The 7,922-nt window shown below is 70.5% G+C and carries 7 protein-coding genes; 3 read left to right on the top strand and 4 right to left on the bottom strand.

Annotated features, from left to right (window positions below):
• Positions 1-119 precede the first annotated feature (119 nt).
• From ACFRQN_RS07215 to ACFRQN_RS07230, 4 genes are all read right to left on the bottom strand, one after another.
• Positions 120-1,277: a cupin domain-containing protein gene (locus ACFRQN_RS07215; protein ID WP_380738865.1), complete on the bottom strand. Its 1,158-nt coding sequence runs from the start codon at positions 1,275-1,277 to the stop codon at positions 120-122.
• Between the two features lie 132 nt (positions 1,278-1,409).
• Positions 1,410-1,571 carry a hypothetical protein gene (locus ACFRQN_RS07220; RefSeq protein WP_181970556.1) on the bottom strand — a complete coding sequence of 54 codons (162 nt, stop codon included), beginning with the start codon at positions 1,569-1,571 and terminating at the stop codon, positions 1,410-1,412.
• Between the two features lie 355 nt (positions 1,572-1,926).
• The gene (locus tag ACFRQN_RS07225; protein WP_380738868.1) at positions 1,927-2,799 is read right to left on the bottom strand and encodes an ABC transporter permease; all 873 of its coding nucleotides are present in this window, start codon (positions 2,797-2,799) and stop codon (positions 1,927-1,929) included.
• 4 nt (positions 2,800-2,803) lie between these two features.
• On the bottom strand, positions 2,804-3,736 hold the full coding sequence (locus tag ACFRQN_RS07230; RefSeq protein WP_117487520.1) for an ABC transporter ATP-binding protein: 933 nt from the start codon (positions 3,734-3,736) through the stop codon (positions 2,804-2,806).
• Positions 3,737-3,997: 261 nt separating this feature from the next.
• On the opposite strand from ACFRQN_RS07230, the gene ACFRQN_RS07235 reads away from it, so the two are divergent.
• The 3 genes from ACFRQN_RS07235 (at position 3,998) to ACFRQN_RS07245 (ending at position 7,874) form a co-directional block, all read left to right on the top strand.
• Entirely contained in the window at positions 3,998-5,743 is a 1,746-nt protein-coding gene (locus tag ACFRQN_RS07235) for a helix-turn-helix domain-containing protein (RefSeq protein WP_380738870.1), read from the top strand.
• Positions 5,744-5,894: 151 nt separating this feature from the next.
• Positions 5,895-6,758, top strand: coding sequence for a LysR family transcriptional regulator (locus ACFRQN_RS07240; RefSeq protein WP_380738872.1), 864 nt, complete (start codon positions 5,895-5,897; stop codon positions 6,756-6,758).
• Positions 6,759-6,935: 177 nt separating this feature from the next.
• Positions 6,936-7,874 (top strand): P63C domain-containing protein, encoded by a 939-nt coding sequence (locus ACFRQN_RS07245; protein WP_380738874.1) that lies wholly within the window; start codon positions 6,936-6,938, stop codon positions 7,872-7,874.
• The last annotated feature ends 48 nt before the right edge of the window (positions 7,875-7,922 follow it).

Below are 7,922 nucleotides of genomic sequence, written 5' to 3' on the forward strand. Positions count from 1 at the left end.
CGTCGGACGTTCCGCCGCCCCCAGGGGGTGGCGGTCGGGGCCTGCGCTCGGCCCGTCGCTCAGGCCGACTTTCAGACCCGCGTTCGGGCCTGCGTTCGGGCCTGCGCTCAGGCCAGCGCTCAGGCCAGCGTGAGGAAGCCTTCCCTCAGCAGGGTCCGGACCAGGACCAGGCGGCCGGGCAGGTCGAGGTTCCCGCGGACGTCGTCCGCGGTCAGACCGCCGCCGGCGTGCTCGGCGACGTACCGGACCTCGTCCGCCACGTACGCGGGGAACTGGACGGTCTTGTTGTTGAAGTCCAGGCACACCTGGCCCTCGGCCACCGTCAGGTTCCACTGCGTCCCCGGACGGCGGGACACCCGGGTACCGGCGTCGACCTCGGCCGCCTGCTCCAGGTCCAGGAGGTGGTGGCGCAGCTGCGGGAGGCTGAGGGAGGCGGCGCGCTTGAGCGAGTTGTCGACCATGGCCTTGGCGGACAGCCGCTCGTGCAGCACGTCCACCAGTTCGGCGAAACGCTTCTCCGCCTGCTGTGGCAGCTCGTCGCCCGCGGCGAAGGCGAGCGGGAGCCCCTCGCGGAAGCGGACGTCGTCCTCGAAGACCTGGCGGACCGCATCGGCCATCATCTCGGACCAGATGACCGGGTGGACGCCGATCGTCACGTGGGCCGAAGCGGTCTCGTTGGAGGTGGCCGAGTGGATGGTGCCGCGCGGCAGGTAGAGGAGGTCGCCCGGGCGCAGCTCGAGTTCCTCCACCGGCCCGTCGGGCAGGGTCCCGGAGCGGTCGAAGGGCTGGGTGCGCAGCGGCAGCGGGTAAGGGGCCCCGTGCAGCTTCCAGCTCTTGGTTCCGTGCACCTGGGCGATGAAGACGTCGTGGGTGTCGTAGTGGGGTGTGAACCCCTGGTTGCCGGCGGGCGTGAGGTAGAGGTTCGCCTGGAACCGGCAGTTCGTCTCGACGCCCAGCCGCGCGGTCAGCCGCGCCAGCGGCTCCCAGCGGCCTTCGAGGGCGTTGAGCACGATCGTCGAACCGTTGCGGTACCGCTCGTAGAGCGCCTCCAGGGAGTTCGCGATCCCGTTCCAGCCGAAGCTCACGCCCAGCGTGGAGACCGGCGTCTCCTTGCCGTCGATCACCAGCCGGATGCCCTCGAGGGTCGCCCTGGACGTGGACAGGATGCTGTCCACCTCGTCGAGGGTCGGCAGCTGCGTGTAGTGCGTCGGATCGTCCCGCCGGATGAACAGCGGTTTCTTCTCCCAGTAGTCCCGCAGGAATTCCTCGACGGGCACGGGGTGGATCAGATCGGAGAGATCAGAAAAAGGCTGCGCGCCGGGCGCAGCCTTTCCCTGATCCGCAAGAGTCGTCATCGGGCGAGTCACCTCACGGATTTTCGAACTACGGTCGGACCGGCCGGACCTGGATCAGTCGCGGTCGTCGTGCTCGCCCCACGGGTGCGAGTCCCACGTACCCATGTCGTTGTAGTCGTCGTCGTCGTTGGCGCCCCGGTCCGGGTCGTGCAGGGCGATGTTGGCGGCGATCGGACGAACGACGGTGATGTCCGCCGGGTTCAGCGATGTCGACATCGGTAACCCTCCTTCTGTTGGTAGGAATTACGTGCGGTGAACGTCCGGCGCGGGCGGTCCGGGATGCATGCACGCATGCCACGGAAATGCACGGGGTGATTCCCCCCGCACATGACCCGTCCTCTGGAGAAACGGTTCAGAGCCCGGATTCTCCGCCTGCCGACCGTTCGCTCGAAGTCTTTCGCAGCGGTGGTGGTGTGGCCAGGAGGTCTGTCCGGCAGACTCGGCGGCAGACTTCCACCGAAAGGTGCCGGTCCGCCGGTCTGCCGGTCCCCAAGTCCTGGCCGGGTCCCCGGGTCCGAAGCGGCGCCGGGGACCGGGGACCGGCGTCTGGAGCCCGGGGGCCGGCGCCGGGTCAGACGTCCCTGCGGTCGATCACCACCGCCGCCACCGAGAGCAGGACGAGCGGGGTGATCACGAGGACGGCCCAGGCCCCCGGGGTGGAGGGGCCGTGACGCTCCACGTGACCGACGGTGAGGTGGCGGACCGCGCTGTCCATCAGGGACTGGTGGACGCGCAGGAGCCAGCCGCGGTCACCCTGCAGGAAGACCGGCGCCAGGAAGAGGAATCCGAAGCACGCGGTGACGGCGCCCGCACCGTGCCGGAGCAGGGCGGCCAGGGCCAGTCCGACCAGGGTGACCCCGGCGAGGTGCAGCGAGCTCGCGAGGATCGCGCGCAGGGCGCCCGGTGAACCGAGGGAGAGGCCGAAGTGCTTCTCCGCGAACATGGCCTGGCTGACGGTGAACGTCGTCAGGGAGGCGGCGAGGCCGACCCCCGCCGCGAGGGCGCCGACCGTCGCGGCCTTGGCCGCGAGTACGGCGCGGCGGGCCGGGGCGGCGGTGAAGGTCGTCCGGATCAGTCCGCTGGAGTACTCCCGGCCCATGGTGAGGGCGCCGACCGCCGTCAGGGCGAGTTGGAGCAGGGCAAAGCCGCTGAAGGAGGCGGCCAGCGGGTCGAAGGCGGCGCGCTCGGCCGGCTCCCAGCCGTCCCACTTGCCCACCGTGGAGTTGTTGTACAGCAGTGCGCTCCCGATGGAGCCCAGCAGCCCGAGGGCGACGATCAGCCAGGTCGACCGGGCCCCGCTCAGCTTGATCCATTCGGCGGCGAGCAGGTCGACGGCGCGCTTCCAGCGGCTGTCACGGGTGGCGATCGGGCCTTCGGCGAGCGGGCCGGTGGCGGCGAGCGGGCCTGCGGCGGGCTCGCGGACCGCCGGACTGTCAGTGGTCATGGTCTCAGTTGTCCTGTTCTGCGCCGGCGGCCGGGTGACTGGTGTGCTCGGCCTCGGCCGAGGCGAGGTCCATGAAGGCCTCCTCCAAGCTGGCCGAGCGCGGGGTGAGTTCGTGGATCGCGATCTGCCGGGCGAGGGCGAGGTCCCCGATCCGGGGGGCGGGCAGTCCGAGCACCTCTATCGCCCCGTCCGCGAGGACACGGGTGCGGGCGCCGGCCGCGGCGAGGGCCGCTTCGAGGTCCGCGCCCTGCGGCGTCCGGACGGTGACGGAACTCCCGCTGGAGCCCTGCCTGATGAAGTCCGCCATCCCGGTGTCGGCGATCAGGCGGCCCCGGCCGATGACGATCAGGTGGTCGGCGGTGTTCTCCATCTCGCTCATCACGTGACTGGAGACGAGAACGGTCCGCCCGTCGGCGGCGAGCCGGCGGAACAGCATCCTGATCCAACGGATGCCTTCTGGGTCCAGGCCGTTGACGGGCTCGTCGAAGATGAGCACGGGCGGGTCACCAAGCAGGGCGGCGGCGATGCCGAGGCGCTGCTTCATGCCCAGGGAGTAGCCGGCCGTCCGTTTGCGGGCGGCCGAGGCCAGCCCGACCTCTTCGAGGACCGCGTGCACCCGCGCGCGGCCGATGCCGTTGCTGCGGGCGAGCGCCGCCAGGTGGTGGTAGCCGCTCAGGGCCCCGGGGACGGCACCGGCGTCGAGCAGCGCACCGACCCGGTGGAGCGGGCGGCGCAGCTCCCGGTAGGGGCGGCCGTCGATGACCGCCGATCCGGCGGTGGGCGTGTCGAGGCCGAGGACCAGCCGCAGCGTGGTCGACTTTCCGGCTCCGTTCGGGCCCAGGAACCCGGTCACCCGGCCGGGTTTCACCTCGACCGAGAGTCCGTCGAGCGCGACGGAATTCCCGTAACGCTTCGTCAGGTTTGTTGTGGTTATCATTCGTTGCCCCGTTGCGGATCGTCACTTCCTGTACACGGAGCAGCCTGCCGGAACTTCACCGGCGGAACATCGAACCTGAGAAGGACTGTCGGCGGCCCCACGACGGCGAACGTGCCCGTTCACGGCCGCCACCGTGAGTTCGTAAGCTAGCTTTAGATCCGAACGAATGCTCGATCACTCGACGGGGGGCCGCCGGGGGTGCGGGGCCGACCTGGAGGAAGTCGGCCAGGTGTGACATGTATCGATCACGGGGGATTCTTGATGTCCAGTGAGACTGGGGCACTCATCCGGCATTGGCGCCTACGCGCCGGACTCACCCAGGAGGACCTGGCGACCCGGTCCGACCTGAGCATACGAACCATCAGGGACATCGAGACGGGCCGCAGTCGGCAGCCCTACCGCAGGTCGCTGGAGCAGCTCGCGGCAGCCCTGGGGCTGGACGCCACGACGGTCGTCGCCCTGACCCGCCGGCGACCGGGGCACGACCTGCCGCCGGACCTGCCCGGCCACCCCCGGCCCCAGACCCCGGTCCCGGCCCCGCAGGCTCCGTCGCACCCGACCGCCCTGCCGCACTTGGCCGCCGCGACCGGACCAGAGCCCGCGTACCCCGCGACCGCCCTGCCGCGACCCGCTCAACTCCCCCCGGACATCGCTCACTTCACCGGCCGCCAGGAAGCGCTTCGACAGTGCGACGACGAACTCCTGCTGTCGCCACGGCAGCGGATGGGCCGGGGCAAGGTCGTCCAGCTGTTCGGCGCCGCGGGTGCCGGGAAGTCCGCGCTCGCGGTGCACTGGGCCCACCGGGTGGCCGACCGGTTCCCGGACGGCCAGCTCTACGTGGACCTGCACGGGCGCGACGCGAGCGAACCGCTGCGGCCCGCCACCGTCCTGCGGAGCTTCCTGCGCGCACTCGGCATCCAGCAGTCCGCCCTGCCCGAGTCCGGCGCCGAACTGGCGGCGCTGTACCGGTCGACCGTGGCCGGCAAGAGCCTCCTCATCCTCCTCGACAACGCCCGGTCCGCCGAACAGGTACGCCCCCTCCTGCCGAACTCGCCGTCCTGCGCGGTCGTGGTGACCGCCCGGGCCCACCTGACCGGACTCACGGTCAAGGACGGCGCCCGCCCGGTCGGACTCGGCCGGCTGCCCGACCACGACGCCGTCCGGCTGCTCACCTCGATCATCGGCGCCGCATCCGTCTCCGCCGCCCCGGAGGCCCTCGTCGAGCTCGTCGAACTCGCCGAGCGGTGCGCCGGACTCCCCCTCGCCGTCCGGATCATCGGGGAGCGCCTCGCGGGACACCCCGGAACCGTCCTGGCCCACCTGGCGGAAGCGGTCGAGACCGACCCGCTCGACCTCTTCGACAGCCCCGACGACCCCTCGGTCGGCATCCGGACCACCCTGTCCTGGTCGTACCTCCGGCTGCCCGAGCGCTCCGCCCGGCTGTTCCGCCTGCTGAGCCTCCACTGCGGACCAGACCTCAGCCTGCGCGCGGCCGCGGAGATGGCCGACGCCGGCCACACCGCGAAGGCCCTCCACCGGCTCCGGGCCGACCTGGCGGCCCTCGTCCACGAGCACCTGGTCGAATCACCCGAACCCGACCGGTACCGCTTCCCCACCCTGGTCCGCCTCTACGCAGCCGAACGCGCCGCGGCGGAGGAGCCGGAACACGAGCGGGAGCAGTCCGTCCGGCGCCTGCTCGCCTGGTACGGACACACCTCCGCACTCGCCGCCCACCTGGTCGCGTCCTCGACCGCCCGCACGCCGCAGCCCCGGCCCGCGCCACCGGCGAGGGCACTCCCCTTCAGCCACGCCCAGGACGCCCGGGCCTGGCTCGCACGGGAGTCCGCGAACCTGCGGGACGCCGTCGGAGCGGCCAACCGGCAGCGGGCCTTCACCGCGGCCCAGGCCATCCGCCGATCGCTGAACACCTGGACCGGCTTCCCCCCCGACGCCGCGACGGACCCCGACCGAGCCACCCTGCTGCCCAGACTCGCCGCGGGAGCCTGAACCCCGGGCCGAACGCGGTCCGCCGAAACCACCGAACCGACCGGAATCCCCGTCCGCCCCCGGTACACCCCCCGTACCCTGTCCCGCAGCACTCGCACAGGCACCGTACGGACCTTCGGGGGAACCGGGGAAACCAGTGGAACTACGTCAGTTGCGCGTCTTCGAGGCCCTCGTCGCCCACCGCACCGTCACCGGCGCGGCCATGGCGCTCGGACTCGCCCCGGCCTCCGTCTCCGAACAGGTCCGCACCCTCGAACACAGCCTCGGCACCGACCTGTTCGACCGGGCCGGGCACGACCTGACCCTCACTCCGGCCGGGGAACGCCTCCTGCCCTGGTCCCGCCGACTCCTCGACCAGGCCGACCAGGCCCGCCGCGAAGTCGCCGTCACCCGGACCCGCCTGCGCCTCGGTGTCCTGGCCGCCGTCACCGCCACCCACCTCCCGGCCGTCCTGGCCCGCCTCACCGACCACCGCCCCGACCTGGACATCTCCCTCCACACCGACGCCACCCGGGACGTCCTGCTCGACGGCGTCGCCGCCGGAGCCCTGGAAGCGGCCCTCGTCCTCGACGCCCCCGGCCCGCTCGGCGCCCTCGGCTTCCCCCTGCCGCCCGCCCCGCTCGACCACCTCGACCTCCAGACCGTCCCCCTCACCCTGGTCGCCGCCCCCACCCACCCGCTCGCCCGCCCCACCGCCCTCACCCCCGAACTCCTCCGCGGCCACCGCCTCCTCGTCGACACCCCCGCCTGCTCCTACCACCTCGCCGGCGAACGCCTCCTCGGCCACCACGTCCAACGCCTCCACACCGGCACCGTCCCCACCACCCGCGCCTGCGCCGAACAGGGCCTCGGCATCGCCCTCCTCCCCACCCACGCCGTCCACACCCACCTCACCGCCGGCACCCTCACCCGCCTCCCCCTCAACCCCCCACCCCTCCACCTCCGCCTCCTCTGGCCCACCCACCGCACCCCCTTCCCCACCCTCCACTACCCCCTCTCCATCCCCTCAGCCTGAGCCCGCACGGGAGCCCAGTCCCGTCCTTGCCATTTACGGTCTCTAGCGATCAACAAAGAAAGGATCGGATCCAATAGAGATCAATTCCGTCCCGCCCGCCGCGGCCACACCCTGGAATCAGATAATGTTGGGTTTTCGTTTTCCATACTGAGATGAACCCAGGAAGCCGGTGCACGGTTGAAGCCAGAACACCACGCTCCAACAACGGACGATTCCAACACCACGCTTGAAATCGTCACAACCGGCCCGAAAGTGCGGAGCGCGCAGGCAACCCATGCCGGGGACATCGAGATCGGGGACACGCTAGTGGCGTGCGCCGTCCTCGACGGAGGAATCCGCGTCATCAACCAGGCGACAATGCTCACCGCCCTCGGCCGCAACCGGCGAGCCAAGGGAAGTGACACCGGGACCGTACTGCTGGCCGCCAACCTGGGGCCGTACATCTCCAGCACCCTGAAGGAGGTCCTGAGCGAACCGATCAACTACCGCACTCCGTCAGGCGTCCGAGCCTTGGGATATCCCGCAAGCGTCCTTCCGGAGGTGTGCGAAGTCTACTTGGAGGCACGCCGAAACGGGGCACTCCTGAAGAGCCAAGAGCGAGCTGCGGACGCGGCGGAAATCCTCATCCGCGGACTTGCCAGACTTGGCATCATCGCCTTGGTCGACGAAGCCACCGGATATCAGGAAGTGCGCGCCAGGCTGGAGCTCCAGAAGATTCTCGAAGCCTATGTTTCGGCAGAGTTTCGGCGCTGGATCAAGACCTTCCCCGACGAGTTCTTCCAACAGATCTATCGCCTACAAGGCTGGGAATACAAACCCGGCACATCGAAGCGGAATCCCTATGTCGGAAAACTGGTCAATAAGTACATCTACAAGCGTCTTCCGCCGGGAATCCTCGAGGATCTGCAGCGCGTCAATCCGCGCCAGGCCAACGGCCACCGCCGCCACAAGCATCACCAGCACCTGACCGCAGACACAGGCAACGCCCACCTCGACAAGCAGATCTCCCACGTCATCATGCTGATGCGGATCTCGAAGGACAGGTTCGAGTTCGAGGAGCTGTTCGCCAGGGCCTTCCCCGACCCGCAGATGCGGCTTCCGCTGCATACGGGATAGGGCTTGATCGTCCGTAGGGTACTTGCGCGCCCCGGGGTTCAAGGAACC

Origin of the sequence: Kitasatospora sp. NPDC056800 (assembly GCF_042789775.1) — a bacterium.
Classification (GTDB): domain Bacteria; phylum Actinomycetota; class Actinomycetes; order Streptomycetales; family Streptomycetaceae; genus Kitasatospora.

Coding starts and splice junctions, on each gene's coding strand:
- ACFRQN_RS07220 (WP_181970556.1), bottom strand. CDS start 1,571: ATGTCGACATCGCTGAACCCGGCGGACATCACCGTCGTTCGTCCGATC.
- ACFRQN_RS07225 (WP_380738868.1), bottom strand. CDS start 2,799: ATGACCACTGACAGTCCGGCGGTCCGCGAGCCCGCCGCAGGCCCGCTC.
- ACFRQN_RS07230 (WP_117487520.1), bottom strand. CDS start 3,736: ATGATAACCACAACAAACCTGACGAAGCGTTACGGGAATTCCGTCGCG.
- ACFRQN_RS07235 (WP_380738870.1), top strand. CDS start 3,998: ATGTCCAGTGAGACTGGGGCACTCATCCGGCATTGGCGCCTACGCGCC.